Here is a 22,577-nt window from a genome sequence, read left to right as displayed (position 1 = left end):
AAAGGCCACTCTTTTTTCTTCATCGGACAGCAGATTGGGCGGTGTCCGCGGCATCCTGGAGGGATGCCTCCAGCCAGTCGGCGGCTTGTTGGACCGCGCTCTCATCCCCCGACTCCAGCGCCTCCGCCAGCGCCGGGAGTGGTTGGGCGGCGTAGCCAGTGGTCAGACCCGGTGCCCAGATCTGGTGTTTATACCAGGGACGGGAGGGGATGCCCTCCTCCTGCATCAGATCTCGCTCTTGCTTAAGCAAGGCGCGGTTAATCGAGCGCAGTTTTTCCCTTTCCTCAGGGGTGATTCCATCTTCGATCAGGGAATCCGCTTCTTTTTCCAAGTTTCGGGCCGCTTCCTGCCAAGCTTTGGCTGCTTCGATGGCTCCTTTCAACTCTTCTTTAGAAGCACCCTTTTCCACCTGCTCCAACAGGAGCTTCTCCACCGTTTCCCCGTAAGCAGAATACTGAAGGGGCAGTACATCGGCATTGGCCAAACGAAGGGCGAGGATGCCGTGTACTTTTGCCGCGGCAGCTTGGTGTTGATAGCCCGGGTCCAAAAACCGTTCCATGGCATCGGTGTTGTCATAAGCGCTGTGATACTGTCCGCCGGGGGTGCTGAAGCCCGCATCGATCGAGGGGACTCCGTTGTGTTGCAGGAAGGCGGTATAGTCCGACCCGCTCCCCAGTTGTCCGATGGTCGGTTTTTCACCATCGGAACGCTCCACCCAGTCCTCATAGATGCTCTTCCCGTTGCGGGGTTCCGTCACATCTTTGGTGACCGAGGTGATCAAATGGTTCAGCGAAGGAACCGCACTGGCGTCAAAATACTTGCCACCGACCCCGTCCAAATTGAGATAAGCCACCGCATGTTTCATCAATGGGTCCCGTTTTTCCTCAGCCCACTCCGTGGAGCCCAATAGTCCATACTCTTCCCCGTCCCAGCCGGCGAGCACAATCGTGCGCTCGGGCTGCCAACCTTTTTCGGCCATTTTCCCCAATACGCGGGCGATCTCCATCGTCGTCGCCCAACCGGAAATATTATCCTGAGTGCCATAGCCCCAAGTATCCCGGTGAGCCCCGATCACAATGGTTTGCTGCGGGTATGTTTTCCCGGGGATCTTGACGATCACATCATGGACCGGTTTTTGTTCATAATCGATATCGAGATCGATCTTCGCCTTGGCGGAACCCGGTCCCAGATGGTAGGTGAAGGGAAGGCCTCCTTGCCACTCCTGCGGTGCTTTCGGTCCGTCCATACTCTTCAATAAATGTTTCGCTTCCCCATAAGAAATCGGGGTGGTGGGAATAGTCGGCAGATGGTCTGCCTCCTCCGGGTCTAGCCGCTTCTCCCCCTGAATCGATGGCGTACCCGGGGTTAAGGGGTCCCCGGGATACTGGTAGATGGGCAGGATACTGCCCCGCTGAATCCCGTCTGCCGGCCGCCAAGGGCCGTCGGGGTAGACCTTCCCTTTTTTGTATCCGTCATCGGCCGGATCGGAGTAGATAATCATCCCCACCGCCCCGTGTTGGGCGGCCAGATCCGGCTTCACCCCCCGGAAATTCTCGCCGTAGCGGGCGATGACGATCTTCCCTTCCACCGAGACACCCCGCTTTTCCAATTCTGCAAAGTCCTCCGGCCGGGCGTAATTGGCATAGACCAACTCCGCCTCCGCTTTCCCCGCGGGAGAATAGGCGTTGTACCCCGGGAGCACTTCCTCCTTAAAGGGAGTCTCTTTCGGGAGGTTTTCCATCACCTGCAGTTCCCTTTTTTCCGGAGCGGTTTGGGTCACTGAAATCTTTTTCGGTGTGGACAGATACACATCATAGCTTTTTACTTTCGGGTTCAACCCAGCTTTTTTCAATTTCTTCACAGCATAATCCAGGGAGGCGTCGTTCCCTTCACTGGCCACCTGTGACGGCCGTTGGCTCATAGCGCGAGAATCTTTTTTGATCCTCTCTGCGCGAACCCCTTCAGAATAACGCTCTTCAAACTGCTGCTGCCAGTTGTTCATCTCTGGGCTGAAGCCCGTCAACCCTTCCGATGGCTGAGCCTGGACAGGCCAGGCACCCGTCGAAAAACTGGTAGTCGTCACCAGCGCGGCGGTCAAAATGCCCGCCAAAGCGATGCGTCGTCGTCTCACACCGAGAACCTCCTTTTGGCATGATCGTATGTTACTAAATATTTAGACAAATGTTTCAAAAATCCTACTCATAACAGAAAAAGAGATGAAGGGAATCTCCCTTCACCTTCTTCATCAACCTGCCATGATTTTCACGTACACTTGTCGCCGCCGGGGACCGTCAAATTCGCATAAGTAAACCCCCTGCCAAGTACCCAGCAACAGGCGTCCCTCTTCGATGATCAGGGTTTGGGAAGCACCGACGGTGCTGGCTTTCAGGTGGGAAGCCGAATTCCCCTCGGCGTGCCGATATTTCGGATGCTCCCAAGGATACACTTCATCCAGCCGCATGAGCATGTCCCGTTTCACATCGGGATCCGCGTTTTCATTGATCGTGATCCCGGCAGTGGTATGGGCCGTATAAACCACCAGAATCCCATTTTGAACCGCCTGTTCCCGCAGAATCGCCTCCAACTCGGAGGTGATCTCCACCAGCTCATCCCGGCGGTTAGTGGAAACAGTAAATGATGTAAGCATCTTACCACCCCATTTCTCCTATACTTTTTCTTTGCTTTTCATTTTAACGCAGCTTTTGGCTTTTCCTATACCTGTGTCAGGAACACCCACTGTTCTAGATAACATGCATTGGAAGAATTTTAGGATTGACAAATATAGAACAAATCTACCACCTAAAGGAGGGATGCCCTTGGTGGAATCGATGCGCCGATGGAGTACGACGCTGTTGGATTACATTGAGTAGCGTCGGAAACGATGGATAGAGGCGCATCCGTTGCTCCTCAGGCGATAAAAAAAGCTTATATGGTGCTGACCTGGCTGCTGTTGGGATTGGCGGTCCTGGCTTGGATCTTCATCCCCCAGGCAAGAGATGCATGGGTTCAGTTTTTGTGGAGCTATTAACTTTTGTGGCAGTTTTGGTTTTTGTCCCGGAGCAAGACGCTGTCCTGGACCCCCTATGCCCGGCTGTTTGCCGTAGGGGCCTGGATCGTCGCTCCCCTGTCCGCCCTCACAGTTTCGAGCAGTTTCGAGATCGCTGACGCCTACTTTGCCGGATTATTAGAGGGTCTGTCCGACTGGTGGCAAGGGTTAGACGGCTGGGAGAAAGCCGGCGTCATCATCACTGCCGCCGTCATCGACGGCATCCTCACCCTCGCTACTGGTGGCAGTATCTGGGCTGGTGGTTTTACTGCCCTGGGTGCAGCGCTTACCGCCCAGGAAGCGGGAGCCGTCGTCGTGGCGATGGCAGTAGATCAGATTTTAAGACGCACCCCCGCCGGCCGTTGGGTCGACAGGGTGGCAGAGTTGGTGAAAAGACGGTCCCAAGAACGCTTTAGAGTTTCCGGCACAAAAATGCGGAAAGCTTTTTTTATTGCTTCCCGCATCCCCGCTGTCAAGCCTCCTGTACTCCGGTTCTGTGTCCCTTTGCGGGGGATTTCACATGAGCATCCCAGGCTTCTGTTTTTAGGGTGACGTTTTGCAGCCAGAGATCTACCAGCCGGTGGCCGTCGATCAGTTGGATGCCCGTCTCATCGGCGTAGGAACGAGCGGCCGGGGTAAAGGTTCCACTGGTGACCACGCAGCCTCCCGCCGCTTTTGTCTTCACCATCCGTGAATGAATGATAGCGATCGGTTCGAAGTCGATCGGCTCGTTGATGCATTTCACCTGGATCAGATGAAGTCCGTCCGCACGCTGATGTTCGATATTCACCCCCAGGTCCCCAGTCTGTTTGGTAACCGAGGTGCTCCCGCCCAAGCCGGCCGCCAGTACCCTGGCGACAAAATGTGCAAAGTCGTATTTGGAGTCCTTCGCTCTCTCCCGCCGGAACCGTTCAGTCAATCCCTTGAGCAAGGTCTTCTTCACCTCGTCTGAGGGGCTAAAATAATCCACACAGAGGGATCTCATGTTGGCCAGCTCCCTGTTTTTGCGTAAGAGATGGACCAGCGCCACCAGCAGTACGAATACAGAACCTCCCGCAAACCATTCCATTCTTTCTCCGCCTCCTGTTATTGAGTCCGTCGTCATCCAGTCTGGTCGATTTCTCTCGGATCCAAACAACGTATTTTTCTTGCGTTTTTTGTATAAAATCGCCGTCGCTGAGACACAATGAAAATGCCGAGGCACCGATGGAAACAAGGCGAATATAATGGGGAGTAGCCAAGCGGTAAGGCAACGGACTTTGACTCCGTGATGCGTAGGTTCGAATCCTGCCTCCCCAGCCACAGGAAAACCTTGGGTAAAATCCAAGGTTTTTTCATGGTTTGATCACTCGACTTTACCGACCAGATGTTTTACCATATGAACGTATATGGTTGTACCGTTTTTTATGTAGAGAGGAGTGAGAACCATGACGATTGTCTGGATTGTTCTCGCACTCATCGCTGTTTTGTTCACCATCTGGGCTGTCGCGCGTTGGAATACCTTTCGGCCGCTGGTGAAACAGATTGATATCAAAGTTTCTCACCCACTGGATACGCACGGACTTCGAATTTTACATTTATCCGATCTTCATATGGAAAGGTTATCCATCAGCCCGGAAGCCTTGCTGAAACAGGTGCAGGGAGAGCGAATCGACCTGATCGCGCTGACGGGAGATTATCTCGATACCGTCTCGATGACGGATCGCTTTTTGCAATATATGGACGTTTTGAAGGATCTTCAACCCCGTTACGGGATGTACGCGGTATTTGGGAACCACGATTACGTGATCGCTGACCATCTTCCGTATCTGCAACGGGAAATGGAGAAACGGGGATGCGTGGTGCTTAAAAACGAACACGTTCGCGTCCCCATCGGCGACCAAACCTTGAACATTATCGGCATCGATGACCACTATACGAATCGAAGCAATGCCGATCAAGCCTTTGCAGGAGTGGAAGAGGGAATCAACCTGGTGCTCACCCACGACCCTGAAATCGTGTTGGAAATGGATCATCACTTTGACTATCTCTTGTCTGGCCATTTCCACGGCGGACAGATCCATTGGCCCAAACCGTATCACCTGAAAAAGATGGGCAAACTCTACAGCCTCAATATTATCAGCGGCCTTCATTACCATAAAAACCGCGCCTTCTATATCAGTGATGGACTGGGACAGACCGGTTTCAAGATGCGCCTGCGCTGCCGTCCGGAAATCACCTTTCACAGCATCGGCAGCGGCCCGTCGGCGTAAAGAATTTTTTACAGAAGAACCCCTTCTCTGACCAACGGTCAAAGAAGGGGTTCTTTTGCTTCGGTCGGTTACTGGATATGTTCAGCAATCACGTCAGCAGCATCGAGTGCGGAGCGGGGACGTCCCAGTTGGCTCACACGTTCTCGCATCGTTTCCCATCGCTGGGGCGATTGAACGAAGGAACGGATATAGCGGGGAATCTCTTCCGGCTGATCCTGACGAAGAGCCACCCGGTGTTCTGTTAAAAAACGGCTGTTCCGCTCCTCCTGCCCCGGAATCGGTTGGCAGATCAGCATGGGAAGACCCGAGGCCAGTGCTTCCGAACTGGTCAGGCCCCCCGGTTTGGTGACGATCAGATCGGAACTCTTCATCAAATCGCGCATCCCGTTTATATAGCCAAACAGATGAACCTGCCTCTCCGTCTGAAAACGTGATTTCAGCCGTTCCAGGAGCTCCTGGTTTTTTCCAGTAACCACCACCAGATGGGCGTCGCACATATCCCTGCTAAACTGCATGATCGCCTGTTCGATAGGTCCCAACCCCACTCCGCCGCCCATCAACAAAACGGTAAAAGCATCCGGCGAAATCCCCACCCTGCGCCGAAACACCTCTGGCTCCGGTGCGGGGTCGGCAAAGGTGGGATCGATCGGAATTCCGGTGCGATAGATTTGCCGATCGGGGACCCCGTAGTGATTTTTTAGCTTAGCGGCCACATATTCATGGGCGACCAAGTAAAAGTCGACGGCAGGATGAACCCAAAAACCGTTGACATCAAAATCAGTGATGGCAGCCCCTAGCTGAAAAGGTTGCACTGCTCGCTCCTTGGCTTCCGCGATCGCCCCCAAACAAAAGGCATGAGTACTAACCACCACACGGGGGCGCTTCCGGTCCAAGAGCTCCCTCATTTTACCGGCCAACATCCGGGACAGGGAACTGCGGAAGGTTTCGCTAAACTCCCGCTCCTTGCTGTACGCCGCTCCCCACAACCCCGGTGCGTATTGAATGGTGTTTAAGTATACTTTTCTAACCATCCCTTCCAGATTACGGCTGAAAAAGGGCAACCCACAGGCGATTTCCACATCCAAATCAGATTCCGAGCGGTTCAGTCCCCTGCGAATCGCCCGCGCTGCCTGAAAGTGTCCGCTTCCTCCAATGGTTTCTGTTAATACCAATACCTTATCCATGATCTCGACCCCGCATATGTTGCTGGTTAAATTGCTCCTTAGAAATGAATACCCTTTTGGGAACAAGATGATGCCTGTGCTCGGAAACTCGTCCCCAGCCTTGGGGGTGGCAACAAACCAAGATCCACTTGAGAAAAAACGACTTCAGCAAGGGTCGCAATCGGCCCGGAAGAGTCTGCACATCAAATCCCAGTCGCCCCGCCCCTCGGTGCAGAAAGGTGGTCCCCAACAACACGTGGATCTCAGGCCCTTGTGGGTGTCCTTCTAAATACCGGGCCAAAGCAGGAAAGGAACGACGGATCTGCCGAAGCACCAACAGCTCCTCCACAATTCCCCCATGCCCGTCAGCTTTGCTTCTTTCCGTCAACAATTGGGCGATGCGGAAGTTGTGCAGATGAAGCTTGGCATACAGATCCCCCTTTTCCAACCGGACGCCGTCCCGGGTAATCAATGTCTCTCCGCGATAAGGCTTCACAACCACACGGAACAGATTCTGACCGGATTCATCCACATACTGCAAACGGGTCAAACGGTAGTAAAATTTATCAATCCAACGCCAAACGGACAGTAAAGCCCCCGTCACTCTTCACCCCTCCTTTCATGAAAAACCGATGTTAGTATCCGCTAAAAAGGTAAAGGGCATACGAAAGCCCGTCCACAGAGCAACAATTTAGCGATGGGAACGAGCTTCTTTCCAGGCGTGACCCACCCACAGCACCAACAGGACCAGCGCAGTCGGAATCAGCCAGCTGAGAAACTCAGCGTATACAATTACATTCTCGTGTATCACCGGATCATCGACGATCAATTGGCCCGCCGTGTAGGCCAAAATGCCGGCACCCACATATACGAGCCAAGGGAGGCGGTTCATGATGGAAGCGACGGTCTTGCTCCCCCACATCAACAGAGGGATGCTAAGAGCGAGACCGAACAGAACCAGCCAAAAGTTTCCGTGAGCGGCACCAGCGACTGCCAATACGTTATCCAGACTCATGACGATATCGGCTACGATAATCGTTTTAATCGCTGAGCGAAGTCCCTGTCCCACATGGATATCCGCTTCTTCTCCCTCATCGGCCAACAGTTTAATGGCGATCCAGATCAACAGGAGACCTCCGACCGTTTTTAGCAGCGGCACTTTTAACAGCCAGACCGCGATCAGCGTCAGGGTGACGCGCAGCAACACAGCAGCGCCTGTCCCATACAAAATCACCTGTTTCCGCTGCCTATCCGGCAACTTGCGCGCGGCCATCCCGATCACAACCGCATTGTCGCCGCTTAAAACCAGATCCAAGATAATAATGTTGAAAAAACCGAACCAAAATTGTGTATCCATCCTTTGATACCAACCCTTCTAAGAGCCATACGACGTTACTCTTCAATATATCGCTCTCAAACATAAACATGCGTTTCCCGGAACAAACCACAGGGAACAGAAGCTGAAGAACCCTTACAAAGGAGATGATCTCAGGCATGAAGCTTTCTTCCAAAGAGATTAAAAACCGTTTGTCTGGTTTAAACGGCTGGAAAGAAGAAAATAGCACTTTGATGAAAACGTACCGCTTCCCCTCTTACATGGACGGGGTGAGATTTGTGGAACGAATAGCTGAAGCCGCCGAGGAGGCGAATCACCACCCGGACCTGCTCATCCGTTACGGCCAGGTCGAGGTGAGACTCACCACCCATGACGTCGGCGGGATATCGGAAAAGGATTTTCAGCTCGCTCAAGTGATCGAGACCCTGACCGGGTGAGCGGTCATTTCCCCACCAGATCCTTGATCACCCGGTAATTTAGGTTGGGGACGGTCTCCATGGAGTAAGCGACCTCCACCCGTTCCCACTGTTTGTGGGCGTCCATACCGTAGGGACCGATGTTGACCGCTGGCACATCCAGCGCCCGTATGGCGTCTACGTTCATCTGATGCTTGGTGCCCCATGCGGGCATATTTTTTTCCAGGGAGCTGAGCCCCTCTCGATCGTCACTGATGGCCACGAAACTCATATCGGAGATATAAGGAAAGAAATTGCGCACCTTAATCGGATGGGGGCACATCTGCTGAATCTCCTCGACAGCTCGTTTTACGGCTCGAATCAACCGCTGATCCCGTTTCTCTCGATGATTGAGGACAATCCGCGGAATATACATGGAGGCGTAAAACAGAATCACGGCGGGGGTTTTTTGCTCATCCCAGCTCCACAATTCCTCAACCATTCGACAACAGTAGTCCCTCAGATCCAACTCCTTTTCATTAAGGAGGTTCATGGAAAAGAGACGCATACTCTCTTCAAATGGGCTCCCGTAACGAGTCAAACAGTGATGATAAAATTCGTCATAGGTGTAAACCCGGGGGGTCCAATCCGGAAAGAGCTGAGGATCTCCGGTGCGTTCGCAGTATTGCCGCTGTCGTTCTCGGCACAGCCGGTTGGCTGCCTTAACTGCATCCCAGGCTACTTCTTTTAGCTTCTCCAGCACATCCTTCGGAGACCAGCTGGTAACGAAAAAATTATAGTAAGCAAATGCGGTGATCGGTGTCTGCACATCATATTTGGTTTTTAAATCCGTCTGTTTCAAGGAGATGGGAGGAAGGGTCGTCTCCCCGTACATCTCATCACAAAAGGCGGGATTGTAATCCAGTCGGCGGGTCAGCTCCGCTGCCACCAGATTGGGATCAAACCCCTCGAAGGCCTGACCGACATGGGTCTCTTTGCCGGCGATGAAAAAAGCGGGCAACAGTTTTCCCACGGTCCCCATATAGACATAGCGGTGGGGATCTCCTTCAAAGCGGGAGGAAGTGTAATCGGCGTTGATAGCAGCGATGTAAGTCAGCTCCTCCTCCTGGGCCAAGCGAAGAAACTCCGACAGCGCAGACAGGATCCCGCGGGAATTGTCCTCTTCATCGCACTCGGACAGAAAGAGAATATTTCCCCGTAGTTCTTCCGGGTGTTCGGCAAAGTATCGGGTGAGTGCCATATGACCCGCCAACCCAGACTTCATGTCCAGGGAACCGCGGCCACAGGCCCACTCTCCCCTCTGCAAATCCTGCCTCACCCGGTCGGGGATCGCTGATCCCTCCCATCGCTTCATCAATTCGTCAGGGGTAAAAGCCAGCTGTTTCCACTTCCCGTAATCCTCCACCCCCACCGTATCCATATGTCCCATCAGGATCACCGTCTCCCGAAAGGTGGCATCCCCGCCTTTGACCAGCGCCATCACGTTATACCGCTCCCGCTCGTCGGAGGAAGTTTTCACCATCCGCAGGTGGCCCGGATTCGCTTTGAAATAAGGAAGTTCCTGAAAGTAATCGACGATCCGATAGGCGATATCCCGTTCCCCGATGGTCCCGTTGATGCTGGGGTGATGTACCAATTCTTTCGTCAGTTGGAGCACTTCGTCCTTCCAAGGTTTCATCCCATCCCCTCCCATTATACCACTCGTAAAAAACCCCACCTTTTAACATCGGGTGGGGCAAGAGACAGGGTTAAAACAAAGACGAAAATTCTTCTTCCTGGCGATCCGGAGTAAGTTCCACCCGCTCCGTTCCTTCTACAGCCGCAGTCACCAGTTTCTCCACGTCCAGACGGGCCTCCAGTTCCCGGGCTCGTTCCACTCCAGGGCGGGTCACTGGATTTTTAGGCTGGAAGACTGTACAACAATCCTCATAGGGGAGGATTGATGTCTCGTAAGTACCGATTTTTCGGGACACCTCCATGATCTCCTGCTTATCCATCCCAACCAGAGGCCGAAGCACGGGCATACGGGTGACGTCGTTGATAGCATTCATGCTCTCCAGGGTTTGGCTGGCCACTTGGCCCAGGCTCTCTCCGGTCACCATCGCCAGCGCCCCATTTTTTCGGGCCAGCTTCTCGGTAATCCGCATCATGAAGCGGCGCATGATCGTGATCATGTAGGAGGAAGGACACTGTTCCCGGATCTGCGTCTGGATCTCTGTCAAGGGCACCACATGGAGCTTGATCTTCCCGGCATACCGGGTGAGAATCTGGCCTAGATCTTCCACCTTTTTTCGAGCCCGTTCGCTGGTAAAGGGATAACTGTGGAAATGGACAGCTTCCAGGGCGGCTCCCCGCTTCAACGCTAGATACGCTGCCACCGGACTGTCGATCCCTCCGGACAGCATCAGCATCACCCGGCCGCTGCTGCCTACAGGGAGACCGCCGGGACCCGGCAGTCCGGAGCCATTGTACAAGTAAGTCCCCTCCTGCCGCACCTCCACCCGCAAAGCTAACTCCGGATGGTGCACATCCACTTGGAGACCCTCGGTATTTTTCAGGATATGACTGCCCAAAAGATGGTTCAACTCCTGTGAAGTATGGGGGAAATCCTTCCGCGCCCGTTTGGCGATCACTTTAAAGGTGCGAGGGCGGGGATGAACCTCCTGTACCAGTTGCAGCGCAGCCTCCCGAATCCGGTTGATGTCGGACTCCACCCGTCTAGCGGGTGAGATGTCGATCACCCCAAACACCTCTGTCAGCGCTTGGGTCACATCATCCATCGGCTGACCATTCAGCTCCACAAACACCCGTCCGTAGGTTTTTGTCACTCGCACCCCCGGGAATGGCTTCAGCTTTTCCCGGATATTGCGAACCAGCCGGTTTTCAAATTCGGAGCGATTTTTCCCCTTCAACGCCAGCTCACCGTATCGAACTAAAATCAGATCGTTCATCAGGATCCCCCCTTCATCACGTGTTGCAAACGAGGAATAACCGCGGTCAAGGCCTCGATTCCCCGCTGGATATCTTCATCCCGATTGTCTGCCCCCGTGCTGATCCGAATCGAGCCTACGGCGGTTTCATCATCCAGACCCATCGCTTTGAGCACCCGGCTTGGCTCTTCCCCTTTGGAAGAACAGGCGGACTTGCTGGAAACCGCCACCCCCTTCTCTTCCAGGGCGTGGACAATCACCTCTGACTTCAGCCCGGGAAAGGAGAGGGACAAAATGTGGGGAGCACCCCCCTTTTCCGACGTATCCCCATTGATGCGGACATCTTGCAGTCGGTCTGTCACCGCCTCGATCATCTCTTGCTTCCACCGGTACATCCGAGGAACAGCTTCTGCCCTCCGCTGTTCCGCCAGCACCGCCGCTTTGGTGAAGCCCACGATTCCCGGCATGTTCTGAGTGCCGGAGCGGAAGCCCCCTTCCTGGCCGCCACCGACTAACAGCGGGGAGAGCGTCACCCCTTCCCGGACGTAAAGGCAACCGACTCCCTTAGGGCCGTGAAATTTGTGTCCAGAGAAGCTCATCAGATCGACCCCCCATTCCCGAGGTCGGACCTCCAGCTTTCCGATGGATTGCACCGCATCCACATGGAAAAGAACCTTCGGATAATCCTGGAGGAGGCGGCCGATCTCCGGAATGGGTTGAACGGTTCCCATCTCATTGTTGACATGCATGACGGAGACCAGGACCGTATCCTCCTGCAGGGCCGCCGCCACATCCTCGGGCCGGACGCGCCCCTGTTGATCCACCGGCAGGTAGGTCACCTCCCAGCCCCATTTTTCCAATTGACGGCATACCTCGTAGACGGCAGCATGCTCCACCTGGGTGGTGATCAGGTGACGTCCCCGTCCTCGATGCTGGTAAGCCACCCCTTTAATGGCTGTATTGTTGGCCTCGGTGCCGCCGGAAGTAAACACTAGGCTTTGCGGGGAAACCCCCAGAATCCGAGCCACTGTCTCCCGGGCCTGTTTCAACAGCCGTTCAGCCTTGCCTCCCAACCCGTGCAGAGAAGAGGGGTTGCCATATATATCGCGCATCACATCGCTCATCACCCGAATCACTTCCGGATCCGGCTGCGTTGTCGCACTGTTGTCTAGATATACCATACCATTCATCCTTTTATTCCCGTCTGGATTCGATCTGAAAATCATCATACCACAGCAGATACCCCGGTGAAAGAAGCACGGCAACCACCGCTTACAGCACATAATGGGCTTCCTTAAGACATAAAATGCCGGTTCCCTTTCCAAATAAGAAACCGGCTGTTGTTCAAATTTGGGCCGAATCCACCGCGGTTCCATTTCCACGCCGTGTAGATGCCCGAACTTCCAGACAGGAAGGGAGCAAAAGCTCCTTGTTCTGGTTTTGTTTTTCCGGATGTTCCAACCTCTCCAGCAACAGTGCCATCGCTACGGCTCCCAATCGTAAGAGAGGATCCGAACACTGGTCAGCGGGGGATGGGTATGGGCCATCAGCGGCGTATCGTTAAATCCGAGGATGCCCAGTTCATCCGGAACCGCCAATGCTTCATGCTGGGCAAAGCGCAGGGCACCCCCGCATCAAAAAAGATCCCCGCCTTTCGCATCCTGACTAAGGCGCGAAAGCCCCCTTCCTCGGAAAAGTCCGCTTCCGTAATCCGTTTTTCATCAATGGGAAGACCTGCCTCAAACATCGCTTGTCGATAACCCCGCAGGCGGTCCAGGCTGACGATCAGATTTTTTGAGGACCGCTTAAAAAGGCGATGGAGCGATACCTCTGTTGCAACAAATGTTTCGTCGCCTGAAAGGCTGCCTGAACGTTGTCGTTGTTCACCGATGTAACGGAGGAAGCCGTACTCCGCCCGATCAAGACGAAGGGGATCCCTTCTTTTAGCAACGTCTCGATCAGGATATCTTTCACCCAGGAGGTGGAAACCACCCATCCATCCACCCGCCGCTCCCGAATCAGCTGCAGGCACTTTTCCCTTTCCTCCTTTTCGCTGCGGCTGATAGATAGAAGGATATTATAATCCCTCTCTTGAGCGACCGACGACAACCCCCGGAGCACCTCGGAAAAAAGGATTGGAAAAGGCCTGATCCGCCGGTCTCGACAAGGTGAAGCCGACCGTACGCGTTCGTTTCCGAGCCAGACTCCACGCAATGGCGTTGGGGACGTAATTCACTTCCTTCATCGCCTTACGAACTCGTTCTTTCGTCTGATCGCCAATCCGATCACTCCCGTCGATCACACGGGAAACCGTGGATGGGGAAACGCCTGCGATTTTAGCAACATCTTTGATCGTGGCCATCAATCGGATCTCCTTTCGCTTCCCACCTGGGGCGCAACCGTTTTCTTTTTCCATTATATATGACACCAGCGCCATTCTACTTCGCTTCTCATCCAAATTCACTCTTTTTCACCAGCCTTCCTTCCCCATTCCCACTTCGAGTATAATAAGGCTGGATGTCCCACATGGTATCAAGGAGGTGAGTAGGATGAAAGAACGGGACGAAATTCGCCTTACTCAACTCTCTTCAAAAGCAGGCTGAGGCTGCAAAATCGGTCCTTCGGACCTGACGCAGGTTCTGCGTCATTTACCCCGTGAGCAAGAGAATCGAAACGTCTTGGTCGGACTGGACGAACCGGACGATGCTGGTGTGATCCAGATGGACGAAGAGACGGCTTTGGTCCAGACCGTCGACTTTTTCACCCCGGTGGTGGATGATCCTTATGCCTTTGGGCAGATCGCCGCTGCCAACAGTCTGAGCGACGTCTACGCGATGGGGGCCACCCCCATGACAGCGCTCAACCTGGTCGCCTTTTCCGTTGGCAAGCTGGATGCTTCCCTGTTGGCCGACATGTTGCGAGGGGCGGCGGATAAGGTAAAGGAAGCCGGCGCCACCATCATCGGCGGACACTCCATCGATGATCCCGAACCCAAACTGGGGCTCGCCGTCACCGGCAAAGTTCATCCTGACCGCATCTGGCGAAAAGGGGGATCCCGCCCCGGTGATCGGTTGATCCTGACCAAACCCATCGGTGTCGGCATCCACACCACCGGCATCAAGCGCGGAAAAGTGACGGAGGAGGAAATCGAGCGAGTGACCCGGGTGATGGCCACCCTCAATCGGACGGCCGCAGAGACTTTGTCCGCCTTCGATGTACATGCTTGCACTGATATCACCGGTTTTGGCTTGTTGGGTCACGCCTCGGAAATGTCCCGGGCCGGCTGCGTCGGTTTTGAGATCGAGTCGCAGGCGGTCCCGCTTCTCCCGCGCACGGCAGCCCTGGCCGAGGAGGGAGTCGTGCCCGGTGGTAGTAAAGCCAACGCCCAGCACCTGACCGACTGCCTTTTGCTCGACGATGCTGTCAGCGACACCATGCACATCATCTTGTGTGACGCCGTCACTTCCGGCGGGCTTCTCGCCGCCCTGCCACAGGAACAGGCGGAGGAAGCTCTGACCGCCCTCCATCAACAGGGGGTGGAAGACGCCCAGATCATCGGCCGCGTCACAGAGGAACAACCGGGGAAAATCTGGGTGCTATAAACTCACAAAGCCCCTGGCCGTAAGGTTCGGCAGGGGCTTTGTTGCGTGCAACCCGCACTTTCCCGGTCGTTGGCCACGTGAAAATGTTTTCTCCGCTCCTATTTAGATCATACCTCCTCGGATCACAAAACAGATGGTCAATCTAGACCGAAGACGGGACATCCTCGCACTGGCGGAAGCTTATGGAACACAGGAAGTGATGTTGATCACCAAAGAGCTACGAACTGATCGCCTGGGCATTTCACTGACCCCATGATCCTCATCACCTCATCCCCTCATGCCTGCTATTGGTTTGAGGGATTTTTCCGCAGGCCCCTGTTAGAAATTGCCGCTGATACAGGAACGTTTGTTCGGTTATAATGGAGTCGAGGTGATGCATGTGAAAGCATTGGAGCGTGGGAACAAGTTGTGGGAAGGTCACCGGATGATCCTTCCGGAACATGAGGAAGAATTGTGGCGAGAACGAAAGAAAAAAGAGGAGTATCGCCCACCGGAATTGGATCCCGATGCCTTGGAGGAAATCGCCCGCATGATCGAGTGGTCCATGACCGAAGAAGAGCCGGTAGAGATCACTTATGCCAGCAAGCACGGACCAAAAACCTACATCGGTCACGTCGTCCGCATCGATCCCGTAGAACGGTGGCTGATCATGCGTAACGGAAGGGAGAAAGAGATGATCCCCTTCTCCATCATCCTGGGAGCGGGAGAGCCTCCGGAAGATGACTGAACCGACCCCGGATTGGGAACGGCTATACAAAGCAGCGGGCGAAGTGATGCATCAGGCTTATCATGAGTTGCTGGACATCGCCACCCACTTGGATGACCGGAAGACGATTCAGCAGCGCATCTGGCAGCTGGCCGACCAATTGATGCGGTATAAATAACTGCGATTTCTTTTTTTTATTTAGTTACTTTACAAATGTAAGTGTATAGTTTACTCTAAATGTGGATCACATCATCACAAATAAAGGAGTCGATCCAATTGTCCGATGTGAAACTGGCTGTGATTTACTACAGCTCCACGGGAACCAACTACCAAATGGCCCAGTGGGCAGCTGAAGGCGCGAGGGAAACCGGTGCCGAGGTCAAGATCCTCAAGGTACCGGAAACCGCTCCGGAAGCGGCCATTGCCCAAAACCCGGCCTGGAAAGCCCATCTGGAGGCCACCAAGGATGTACCGGAAGTGACGCTGGAAGACCTGGAATGGGCCGATGCCATCATCTTCAGTGTTCCAACCCGTTTCGGCAACGTGCCCTCCCAACTCAAGTCCTTCCTGGATACCACCGGCGGCTTGTGGTTCCAAGGCAAGCTGGCTAACAAAGTGGTCAGTGCCATGTCCTCCGCCAATAACCCTCACGGCGGTCAAGAGCAGACTATTCTCCAGCTCTACACCACCATGTATCACTGGGGGGCCATCGTGGCTGCACCGGGGTATACCGATCAATCGGCCTTCACCTCCGGCGGCAACCCCTACGGCAACAGCGTGACCGTAGACCAAGAAGGCAATATGCAAGAAGATGTGGAAGTGGCGATCAAGCATCAAGCCAAACGCACTGCCCAAGTGGCCCAAGCGGTCAAACAAGGTCTCAAGGGATAAGACACATAGAAGTTTCAACCCCACGCCGATAGCGTGGGGTTTGTTTGTTACAAGCCTTTCGTTATTCCGACAATCATCCTGCTGCGGTCAAAGGGCAAAAGCCATCTAGGCAGATAAATCCGCCAAATGAATGTGGACCCCAAACGCCTTTGCACATCCATTTCACTGGCTATATGTACTCATCGATTCCTCATTGGGCTTCTTTTTAATTAAAAAAACAGCCCAAGGTCTAACCCTCGGGCTACAGCATCTCTTGAAAATATGGGTTAAATCAAACGTTATCGTTAAAAGTCGTCATCTTCTTCAATTATCCCGGCCACAAGCTTAGAAAAAGTACGGCATAAGGGTTCGATGTCTCCCTCTTCATGGTCATAGGCAACTAGAGAAGGAGTTTTCCCTTGCCGGTAATCAAAACAATAAACATTCCCGAACGAATCATTGGCAAACGGGATCAGTTCTTTCGGTTGATCATGTATGGTATTTAGCTCTCCTATATTTCGAGGATATGGATGGGGCTATCTTCATTAAAACTAAGAAGCCGGTTGATGACACCTTCTCCATATTCATCTAAGTGAAATGTGTCGGGGATGGGGGTCCTCCGTGGTTCACTTTTGCGCATTCTTTGTAGTCTTCAAACCCTTGAGAAAATCAGATGTCTTTAACCGTCTCATTTAACTTTACCTAAATGAGACATCATCCCGCAGGTCGCAGCCTGGGACCGGCGGCATCACCCGCGACGGTCCCAGGGTAGCGGCCAAGTTGGATGAAAACCAGGTGTCCAGAGCAGTATCGAGCACGACGTCCATCTGTTTACCGATCTAAATAAATTGGGTATGATGAACATAGGATAACAAAGACCGCTGGGGTGGCACCCCCGACGGTCGATGCACCGCGACGCTCGGCGAAGGCCGGTCGCATGAGGAGCAGAGACGCCCCCAACTAAGCGAAAGGGCCGTTAACCATTGCGCTTAGACTGGGGGCGTTTGCCTTTTCTCCTGGAGATCCGTTCTTCCACGAAACGCCAGATTTCAAGCAACGCTTTTTGCAGCAGATAGGACCGCAAGGATCTTCTCCAGCATGGCCGCACCCCTCTTTCTAGGGAGTTACGACCGGCCCCCGGCATCACTTGCGTCTTGGTGGCTCTATACCGTAAAGGGAATAAACTACCAACAAAACTAATTCAGCACAGTCCAGTCCTTGCTATCAGGCGGGGGTTTTTAAATACAAGTCTCGCTCTACTCAAATGATGCATGCTGCCTCTGATGTACTTTAGGTCAAATGGGGGCATTGGGGCTTAGTTGGACTTCCAAGAGGGGTTCACATCAAACTCTTTCAACTTTTCGTCTTCTTTAAACCCCCGAGGGTGGTCCCTCTCGGGGATAATCAAATATTGCTGAAAGCTATTTCCTGTTGAATCCGTTCTCCCTCTCACAATACCGAGTTTGCGAGTCATGCTTTCTTAAGAAGTGATCGGGGCCACTTTTCCTTCTTGCATATAGTAGATTTGTTGACAATAATCGGCAACGACTTGGTCATGAGTGACAACCACCAGGGTTTTTCCCTGCTGATTCAGCTTTGCAAAGATATCTAAGATCTCCGCTTCCGTTTGTTCATCTAAGGCTCCCGTCGGTTCATCCGCCAGGATTAGATCGGGGTTTTGGATCAGTGCCCGGGCAATCGCCACACGCTGCATTTCCCCTCCTGACAACGTATCCACCGCTTTAGACTGGAGTTCTGTAATCCTTAAATCCGCTAACACACGATCGACTCGATCACGAATCTCTCCTCTCGACAACTTGCTGTAACGCAAAGGCAGGGCAATATTTTCAAATACGTTTTTACTGTCAATCAACGCAAAATTTTGCACGATAAAGCCGATATGTTTTTTTCGGAACTGGGCCCGTTGGTTCCCATTCATCTCGCTGATATACACTTGTTTATACTGGTAAACGCCACTGTCTGCAGTATCTAAGCCAGCCAGGATATTGAGCAGGGTGGATTTTCCCGATCCACTCCGACCCATAATCGCCAGCATATCGCCTTGCTTAATTTCCAAATCAAGTCCGTTCAAAACATCGACTTGCCGCTCACCGACCTCATATGATTTTCTGAGATCCTTCAAGGTGATCAAGGGGAATCACTCCGATCGTTTTAATAAGCTGCTAATTTCAAGTTTGCGGAATTGCAAATAAAGAGGCAGAGCGGAGATCAGAACGATGACGGCAAAGAGCATTGTATTCATCAAGGTGTACATCCCAAAGGACACTTCGATTACCTGTCGATACAAGAGCGTGACCACGAGCCCTGGTAATCCCACCATGAAAAAAATCTCAGCCAGAAAGTAAGAAAACAGCTGATTGAGAGTCGCCCCGGAAGCGAGATGAATCGCCATATTTCGGTAGTTATCTTGAAACTTGGTTATCATTAAGATTGAAATGCTAAGTATACATACCAGGAATAAGGAGCCCGCCATGATTTTTAATAGATTTTTATTGACTTGGATTGCCGAGAACATGAAATTAAGGGTATCGCTATTTGCCCCCATGATTTGCATATCGGAAAAATCGGATACCTTCTTCACCTGCTCCAAATCGCGGCGAACTACATACGGTTCCTCATCACTAAAAATGGTCCCATTGATCAGCTGCAGGTAATGTCTTTTCTGAAATAATTCATCCGCTTCTGTCTGGGGAATCTTGTCAAATTGCAAAGCGGGCATCACGATATAACGATCCAAATACAATTCAGGATGGTTGTAATTAAATACAAACGTATCAGGTTGAATAAATCCTTGAACGATCAGTGTGAGATCCTTTTGGATATATTTTGCCGTTATTTCATCTCCCACATTGTAAAAGGGTTCATACTTCGCTCCTAATAAGACCGGAATCGTATTTCCATTATAATGGAAATCCTCAGATGAAAATCCGGCTCCTTTACTCAATGGAATCGAAAAACGGGTAAACCCATGTTCATTGATCTGAACTGCCTTCATAGGCTTATAGGAGCGTTTCTTTAAGCGCTCAATGGGTGCCCCTTGTTCATAACCATGAAAAAATGGATCCCACTTTTGATCGTCGCCTAGTTTCACTTCAATCATCTGGTTAAACAGATAGATATAACGCTCTTCAAACTGGGCTTCTAAGTTTTGATACAAGGTTTTTAGTTGATCGAGGGAATCCGGCTGTTCCAAAAATGCCTGTAATTTACTGTCCGGTACAAGGCCATCGGATAGCTGATAGAGGGTCAGTTCATCCAAAGGTTGTAAGCGGTCCGATTTGCTTTCAATCCTGGTATGGGTAAGAAATAACAAAGTACCGATGAAAAACAAGGCGGTAATCTGAATCGCGATCAGCACAGAAAACCATTTTCGGCGTTTGAGGCTCTCCCAAACTTCTCGTAGGATCATATTCATGAGCGAGATGTTCCTTTCCTGGCCATTGGCTTCAACCCATTCCTTTTCGATACCCAAATGGACAGCAGGGAGAAAAGAAGGATCCAGCCATACGCCATCAAGAGTTGCAACGTATAAGAAGTAAGGAAGTTAGGATTCATCTTATCCCAGACCACAAATAGAACCGAACTTCCGATCGAAACCAACGTGTAACAAGCGGAAATGATCAAAAGATACTGAACCGCCATACGTATGTAAATTTTGCTCAGCGAAATCCCATGCTGCCATAAAATCAGCACCTCAGTTTTTCTCTTGTTGAACCAATACTGGTTGAACAAAAGACTAGAAACCAATAGGATGCCGGCAATCGTGATCCAGATGCCCCTTTGGTAGGAGTTAATACCGATGTAGCGCTGTATTCCATGATCATCTCGATCAATCACTTGGATAGATATCTGATTTTGATTGACGGATAAGGCTTGATCTTGTTGGAACCTATTGTCCTCGGTGTTCATGACATACAGATTGGGAAATCGATCGATCGCATCCATATTGACAAGGGCTAACTCGTCTACCTCCGAGGGATAAGAAGCGCCCATCCGGCCGATCACCTCGAAGGTTTTTCCGGCCAACCGAAAATATTCCTTTCCACCTTTTTGAAACACATCTTCTTTCCCGACCCTTTTTCCCACTTCTTGACCCAGCACCGCAACCTGCTCTCCGTTGTAAAAATCGGAGGACGTAAAATACCGACCCGATACCATCGGAGGGACAAAGGTCTCATCTTTAAAGTAGATGGCCCGATCCGCATATTGTTCCTTGGTATCTAATTCATTAAAAATCGTAAAAGGTTTGTTCGTATCCAGTTGTCTCCAGTCGATGGATCGACTTGAATCCTGTAATGTAAACGTGAAACTCGTCGGATCATACAGCCCCCGGGTCAAGATACCCATCTCTTGTTGTTTGATCTGATAGTAGTTTGCGGAGACGATCAGGATACTGATCAACAAATACAATACAATCAACCACAAGGTCCCATCTCGTTGCCATTGCCTGATTTGCATAGACGCCCCTCTTTTTTAAAATGGATAACTTAGTACTTAGAAAAAAGCAGGCATCGCAAATGAACACCTGCTTTTCCCTTTTAATTATCTTCTATAACTAGAATCTACACATCGTGATTTTGCATGGGTCAAATCAAGATTCCACACGTGCTCGAGTATAATACCCAATATGTTTCCCCGACCACCCATCACCGGAGCCCTCAGTCCAACCTCTATGGTCGCACGAGGGAGCATTATTAGCATCCCAAATACATTTTCCCTCGATCCAACCGGTTGGTATTTACTCACTTTTGGCTTGTTTAGAAGATGATTAACAGGCAGGTATCTTTTCGATACCCGCCCTGTTTCGAATGTGAAATTACCAATACTAAACGGTGAATTTAATTTGTTCTTAGTTACCATAATAAGTTTTTGCTGTATACAAGATGTTTGCATACGGAGACCTAGCATTTGTGTAATCCCAACCCCATTGCCTAAAGCTATCAGTTATTACCTGGTCCCCACTTTCCATACGGGCACGGGTATAATGATAAACCCCATTCCACGTAGTTTCACCCGCCGCACGTTCCAGATAGGGGTCATCTGGATGGGGTTCCACCCAACCATTATGATCGACCGCTTCAATACCTACATTCTTAGTATTCAGTTCCCCTTCGCTCCAACCTTGATAGACTTCAGCTGCAGACGCTGGAACTGATAAACTACCACAGATCAACCCGACTGAAAGCAACTGAACAACCCTTTTTTTGATTTTCAATATAATCCCTCCTATAGAAAATGCTGAGTTGTAATAACATTCGTGGCTGATTGTGCAAACTACACCGCCGCTATTTGCAGCAGTTGTTGTAACACGCAAAAGTTCTTCATCACTGACGTCTTTAATTGCTTTTAAGGCTTCTAATTTCAGGTTTTACATCAATAATTCACCTCTCTATGAATCTATTGGATATTTATCTATCCTAAACCATATTGTAATTAGTTTGTTGTTTTTTGCAAATAAAAATTACTAATAACACAATTCAGGTAAATAACTGTATTTTATAATAACCTGGATAAAAAGGGAGCCTAGTCCGTGATAAAAGCTCCCTCCCCGAGCAGATCTAGTTGTTTATAGAACACAATCAAGATATCCCACCACAAGCAGTCCATCCCCGTACTCCCAACTATAGACCGGATATTCCATAAGATAATAACGGGAGAACTTCGCTACTTCGACTAGGTTGTAAGATCGTGGAATATCGGGGCCTGGCTTAGCGTATGATTGACACAATGAATCTCCCCATACTGTTTAGAAAGATTTTGTGTTTTTACAATTGTCGAAGTACCCATATGAAACATCAACTCCTTTCGATGATTTCTAATTGAACTGTAAGATATCCACCTTTCCCTATCCTGAAGAAAACCATACAGCAACCTTAAATCTAAGTTTTTTCGGGTCCTGTCCAAATCGAACAAAGTAGTTCATGCCGGTTGCTTTACCGGGTTGAAGACGCCATAACACTCGAATTAAAACTTTGAGTGATGGTTCGATCGCTTTATCATGACCCAGGGGACAAAGTTCTGGCAAAAGGTGATCCACTGGCACGAGGCGGAAGTGGTCATCACCGGATACCGGAAAACGGCCCCCGGTTGGTCTTTTCCAGGCGCCAGCCCATCCGATTCCTAGTGCCTGTGGTGCATCCGTTGTGTAAAAATGAACCCATGGTATTTAGTGTCATGATAGGAAATCGAACTGCCACACAGTTTTGCACCGGTCCCTTCACTCCGCTATCATGAG

At 51.4% G+C, this 22,577-nt stretch carries 26 protein-coding genes, 1 tRNA gene and 1 pseudogene; 9 read left to right on the top strand and 19 right to left on the bottom strand.

Annotated features, from left to right (window positions below):
• Positions 1–19 precede the first annotated feature (19 nt).
• Positions 20–2,131: a M28 family metallopeptidase gene (locus BLP91_RS00410; protein ID WP_245661958.1), complete on the bottom strand. Its 2,112-nt coding sequence runs from the start codon at positions 2,129–2,131 to the stop codon at positions 20–22.
• 114 nt (positions 2,132–2,245) lie between these two features.
• Positions 2,246–2,647, bottom strand: coding sequence for a secondary thiamine-phosphate synthase enzyme YjbQ (locus tag BLP91_RS00405; protein ID WP_091565338.1), 402 nt, complete (start codon positions 2,645–2,647; stop codon positions 2,246–2,248).
• 384 nt (positions 2,648–3,031) lie between these two features.
• Here BLP91_RS00405 and BLP91_RS16270 point away from each other — a divergent pair, with 384 nt between their 5' ends.
• Positions 3,032–3,598 carry a hypothetical protein gene (locus BLP91_RS16270; protein WP_143003423.1) on the top strand — a complete coding sequence of 189 codons (567 nt, stop codon included), beginning with the start codon at positions 3,032–3,034 and terminating at the stop codon, positions 3,596–3,598.
• Here the strand turns inward: BLP91_RS16270 and BLP91_RS00400 are convergent.
• The gene (locus tag BLP91_RS00400; RefSeq protein ID WP_245661956.1) at positions 3,519–4,115 is read right to left on the bottom strand and encodes a restriction endonuclease; all 597 of its coding nucleotides are present in this window, start codon (positions 4,113–4,115) and stop codon (positions 3,519–3,521) included. The genes BLP91_RS16270 and BLP91_RS00400 overlap by 80 nt on opposite strands.
• A gap of 158 nt (positions 4,116–4,273) precedes the next feature.
• On the opposite strand from BLP91_RS00400, the gene BLP91_RS00395 reads away from it, so the two are divergent.
• Both BLP91_RS00395 and BLP91_RS00390 read left to right on the top strand, forming a co-directional pair.
• Positions 4,274–4,348: transfer RNA gene (locus BLP91_RS00395), tRNA-Gln, on the top strand.
• 131 nt (positions 4,349–4,479) lie between these two features.
• A complete protein-coding gene (locus tag BLP91_RS00390) occupies positions 4,480–5,298 on the top strand; it encodes a metallophosphoesterase (RefSeq protein WP_425412153.1) in 819 nt (272 codons plus the stop codon).
• A gap of 68 nt (positions 5,299–5,366) precedes the next feature.
• Here the strand turns inward: BLP91_RS00390 and BLP91_RS00385 are convergent, their stop codons facing one another.
• The 3 genes from BLP91_RS00385 to BLP91_RS00375 all read right to left on the bottom strand — a co-directional run bounded on the left by BLP91_RS00385 (position 5,367) and on the right by BLP91_RS00375 (position 7,818).
• Complete coding sequence (locus BLP91_RS00385) at positions 5,367–6,482, bottom strand: MGDG synthase family glycosyltransferase (protein WP_091565334.1); 1,116 nt, start codon at positions 6,480–6,482, stop codon at positions 5,367–5,369.
• Positions 6,475–7,065: a YkoP family protein gene (locus BLP91_RS00380; RefSeq protein WP_091565331.1), complete on the bottom strand. Its 591-nt coding sequence runs from the start codon at positions 7,063–7,065 to the stop codon at positions 6,475–6,477. Before BLP91_RS00380 ends, BLP91_RS00385 begins: the two co-directional genes overlap by 8 nt.
• Before the next feature lie 87 nt (positions 7,066–7,152).
• Positions 7,153–7,818, bottom strand: a complete 666-nt coding sequence (locus BLP91_RS00375) for a TerC family protein (protein ID WP_091565328.1) — start codon at positions 7,816–7,818, stop codon at positions 7,153–7,155.
• A gap of 137 nt (positions 7,819–7,955) precedes the next feature.
• Here BLP91_RS00375 and BLP91_RS00370 point away from each other — a divergent pair, with 137 nt between their 5' ends.
• Positions 7,956–8,234 (top strand): 4a-hydroxytetrahydrobiopterin dehydratase, encoded by a 279-nt coding sequence (locus BLP91_RS00370; protein ID WP_176757726.1) that lies wholly within the window; start codon positions 7,956–7,958, stop codon positions 8,232–8,234.
• A gap of 4 nt (positions 8,235–8,238) precedes the next feature.
• Here the strand turns inward: BLP91_RS00370 and BLP91_RS00365 are convergent, their stop codons facing one another.
• The 7 genes from BLP91_RS00365 to BLP91_RS00340 form a co-directional block, all read right to left on the bottom strand.
• Positions 8,239–9,891, bottom strand: coding sequence for a M20/M25/M40 family metallo-hydrolase (locus BLP91_RS00365; RefSeq protein ID WP_091565323.1), 1,653 nt, complete (start codon positions 9,889–9,891; stop codon positions 8,239–8,241).
• A gap of 70 nt (positions 9,892–9,961) precedes the next feature.
• Positions 9,962–11,164 (bottom strand): tRNA uracil 4-sulfurtransferase ThiI, encoded by a 1,203-nt coding sequence (thiI, locus tag BLP91_RS00360; RefSeq protein ID WP_091565320.1) that lies wholly within the window; start codon positions 11,162–11,164, stop codon positions 9,962–9,964.
• Positions 11,164–12,324 (bottom strand): cysteine desulfurase family protein, encoded by a 1,161-nt coding sequence (locus BLP91_RS00355; protein ID WP_281220312.1) that lies wholly within the window; start codon positions 12,322–12,324, stop codon positions 11,164–11,166. Before BLP91_RS00355 ends, thiI begins: the two co-directional genes overlap by 1 nt.
• Before the next feature lie 163 nt (positions 12,325–12,487).
• A complete protein-coding gene (locus BLP91_RS16505) occupies positions 12,488–12,625 on the bottom strand; it encodes a hypothetical protein (RefSeq protein ID WP_176757725.1) in 138 nt (45 codons plus the stop codon).
• A 2-nt stretch (positions 12,626–12,627) separates the two neighbouring features.
• Complete coding sequence (locus BLP91_RS00350) at positions 12,628–12,765, bottom strand: substrate-binding domain-containing protein (RefSeq protein WP_091565315.1); 138 nt, start codon at positions 12,763–12,765, stop codon at positions 12,628–12,630.
• Between the two features lie 163 nt (positions 12,766–12,928).
• Positions 12,929–13,252: a type 1 periplasmic-binding domain-containing protein gene (locus BLP91_RS00345; protein ID WP_176757723.1), complete on the bottom strand. Its 324-nt coding sequence runs from the start codon at positions 13,250–13,252 to the stop codon at positions 12,929–12,931.
• Complete coding sequence (locus tag BLP91_RS00340) at positions 13,221–13,505, bottom strand: LacI family DNA-binding transcriptional regulator (protein WP_176757722.1); 285 nt, start codon at positions 13,503–13,505, stop codon at positions 13,221–13,223. Before BLP91_RS00340 ends, BLP91_RS00345 begins: the two co-directional genes overlap by 32 nt.
• A gap of 187 nt (positions 13,506–13,692) precedes the next feature.
• On the opposite strand from BLP91_RS00340, the gene selD reads away from it, so the two are divergent.
• The 5 genes from selD to wrbA all read left to right on the top strand — a co-directional run bounded on the left by selD (position 13,693) and on the right by wrbA (position 16,342).
• On the top strand, positions 13,693–14,745 hold the full coding sequence (gene selD, locus BLP91_RS00335; protein WP_091565305.1) for a selenide, water dikinase SelD: 1,053 nt from the start codon (positions 13,693–13,695) through the stop codon (positions 14,743–14,745).
• Between the two features lie 133 nt (positions 14,746–14,878).
• Positions 14,879–15,001, top strand: a complete 123-nt coding sequence (locus BLP91_RS17215; RefSeq protein ID WP_281220311.1) for a hypothetical protein — start codon at positions 14,879–14,881, stop codon at positions 14,999–15,001.
• Positions 15,002–15,118: 117 nt separating this feature from the next.
• Positions 15,119–15,472 (top strand): YolD-like family protein, encoded by a 354-nt coding sequence (locus BLP91_RS00330; protein ID WP_091565303.1) that lies wholly within the window; start codon positions 15,119–15,121, stop codon positions 15,470–15,472.
• Positions 15,465–15,629, top strand: a complete 165-nt coding sequence (locus BLP91_RS16500; protein WP_176757721.1) for a hypothetical protein — start codon at positions 15,465–15,467, stop codon at positions 15,627–15,629. The genes BLP91_RS00330 and BLP91_RS16500 overlap by 8 nt, the downstream gene beginning before the upstream one ends.
• Before the next feature lie 59 nt (positions 15,630–15,688).
• Positions 15,689–16,342 carry an NAD(P)H:quinone oxidoreductase gene (gene wrbA, locus BLP91_RS00325; protein WP_176757720.1) on the top strand — a complete coding sequence of 218 codons (654 nt, stop codon included), beginning with the start codon at positions 15,689–15,691 and terminating at the stop codon, positions 16,340–16,342.
• Between the two features lie 284 nt (positions 16,343–16,626).
• On the opposite strand, the gene BLP91_RS17445 is transcribed toward wrbA, so the two are convergent.
• The 6 genes and pseudogenes from BLP91_RS17445 to BLP91_RS17440 form a co-directional block, all read right to left on the bottom strand.
• Positions 16,627–16,797 (bottom strand): SMI1/KNR4 family protein, encoded by a 171-nt coding sequence (locus BLP91_RS17445; RefSeq protein WP_425412152.1) that lies wholly within the window; start codon positions 16,795–16,797, stop codon positions 16,627–16,629.
• A 1,004-nt stretch (positions 16,798–17,801) separates the two neighbouring features.
• Positions 17,802–18,473, bottom strand: coding sequence for an ABC transporter ATP-binding protein (locus BLP91_RS00315; RefSeq protein ID WP_091565298.1), 672 nt, complete (start codon positions 18,471–18,473; stop codon positions 17,802–17,804).
• 6 nt (positions 18,474–18,479) lie between these two features.
• Positions 18,480–19,757: an ABC transporter permease family protein gene (locus BLP91_RS00310; RefSeq protein WP_091565296.1), complete on the bottom strand. Its 1,278-nt coding sequence runs from the start codon at positions 19,755–19,757 to the stop codon at positions 18,480–18,482.
• Positions 19,754–20,800 carry an ABC transporter permease gene (locus BLP91_RS00305; protein ID WP_091565292.1) on the bottom strand — a complete coding sequence of 349 codons (1,047 nt, stop codon included), beginning with the start codon at positions 20,798–20,800 and terminating at the stop codon, positions 19,754–19,756. Before BLP91_RS00305 ends, BLP91_RS00310 begins: the two co-directional genes overlap by 4 nt.
• Positions 20,801–21,191: 391 nt before the next feature.
• Positions 21,192–21,557, bottom strand: a complete 366-nt coding sequence (locus tag BLP91_RS00300) for a hypothetical protein (protein ID WP_245661954.1) — start codon at positions 21,555–21,557, stop codon at positions 21,192–21,194.
• Positions 21,558–21,578: 21 nt separating this feature from the next.
• A pseudogene (locus tag BLP91_RS17440) lies at positions 21,579–21,707 on the bottom strand (type A2 lanthipeptide); the annotation flags it as partial.
• Positions 21,708–22,577: the final 870 nt, after the last annotated feature.

The sequence above is a fragment of the Melghirimyces thermohalophilus genome, from assembly GCF_900102685.1.
In the GTDB taxonomy this organism is placed as follows: Bacteria; Bacillota; Bacilli; order Thermoactinomycetales; family DSM-45169; genus Melghirimyces; species Melghirimyces thermohalophilus.
This window is presented reverse-complemented; position numbering and strand designations above follow the sequence as displayed.

What these genes read in the sequence shown, in the direction of transcription:
- BLP91_RS00340 (WP_176757722.1), bottom strand. Translation starts at nt 13,505, where the DNA reads ATGGCCACGATCAAAGATGTTGCTAAAATCGCAGGCGTTTCCCCATCC.
- BLP91_RS00400 (WP_245661956.1), bottom strand. Translation starts at nt 4,115, where the DNA reads ATGGAATGGTTTGCGGGAGGTTCTGTATTCGTACTGCTGGTGGCGCTG.
- BLP91_RS16500 (WP_176757721.1), top strand. Translation starts at nt 15,465, where the DNA reads ATGACTGAACCGACCCCGGATTGGGAACGGCTATACAAAGCAGCGGGC.
- BLP91_RS00310 (WP_091565296.1), bottom strand. Translation starts at nt 19,757, where the DNA reads ATGAATATGATCCTACGAGAAGTTTGGGAGAGCCTCAAACGCCGAAAA.
- BLP91_RS00375 (WP_091565328.1), bottom strand. Translation starts at nt 7,818, where the DNA reads ATGGATACACAATTTTGGTTCGGTTTTTTCAACATTATTATCTTGGAT.
- BLP91_RS00370 (WP_176757726.1), top strand. Translation starts at nt 7,956, where the DNA reads ATGAAGCTTTCTTCCAAAGAGATTAAAAACCGTTTGTCTGGTTTAAAC.
- BLP91_RS00405 (WP_091565338.1), bottom strand. Translation starts at nt 2,647, where the DNA reads ATGCTTACATCATTTACTGTTTCCACTAACCGCCGGGATGAGCTGGTG.
- BLP91_RS00355 (WP_281220312.1), bottom strand. Translation starts at nt 12,324, where the DNA reads ATGGTATATCTAGACAACAGTGCGACAACGCAGCCGGATCCGGAAGTG.
- wrbA (WP_176757720.1), top strand. Translation starts at nt 15,689, where the DNA reads ATGTGGATCACATCATCACAAATAAAGGAGTCGATCCAATTGTCCGAT.
- BLP91_RS00305 (WP_091565292.1), bottom strand. Translation starts at nt 20,800, where the DNA reads ATGCAAATCAGGCAATGGCAACGAGATGGGACCTTGTGGTTGATTGTA.
- thiI (WP_091565320.1), bottom strand. Translation starts at nt 11,164, where the DNA reads ATGAACGATCTGATTTTAGTTCGATACGGTGAGCTGGCGTTGAAGGGG.
- BLP91_RS00330 (WP_091565303.1), top strand. Translation starts at nt 15,119, where the DNA reads ATGCATGTGAAAGCATTGGAGCGTGGGAACAAGTTGTGGGAAGGTCAC.
- BLP91_RS00385 (WP_091565334.1), bottom strand. Translation starts at nt 6,482, where the DNA reads ATGGATAAGGTATTGGTATTAACAGAAACCATTGGAGGAAGCGGACAC.
- BLP91_RS17215 (WP_281220311.1), top strand. Translation starts at nt 14,879, where the DNA reads ATGGTCAATCTAGACCGAAGACGGGACATCCTCGCACTGGCGGAAGCT.
- BLP91_RS16505 (WP_176757725.1), bottom strand. Translation starts at nt 12,625, where the DNA reads ATGGCACTGTTGCTGGAGAGGTTGGAACATCCGGAAAAACAAAACCAG.
- BLP91_RS00365 (WP_091565323.1), bottom strand. Translation starts at nt 9,891, where the DNA reads ATGAAACCTTGGAAGGACGAAGTGCTCCAACTGACGAAAGAATTGGTA.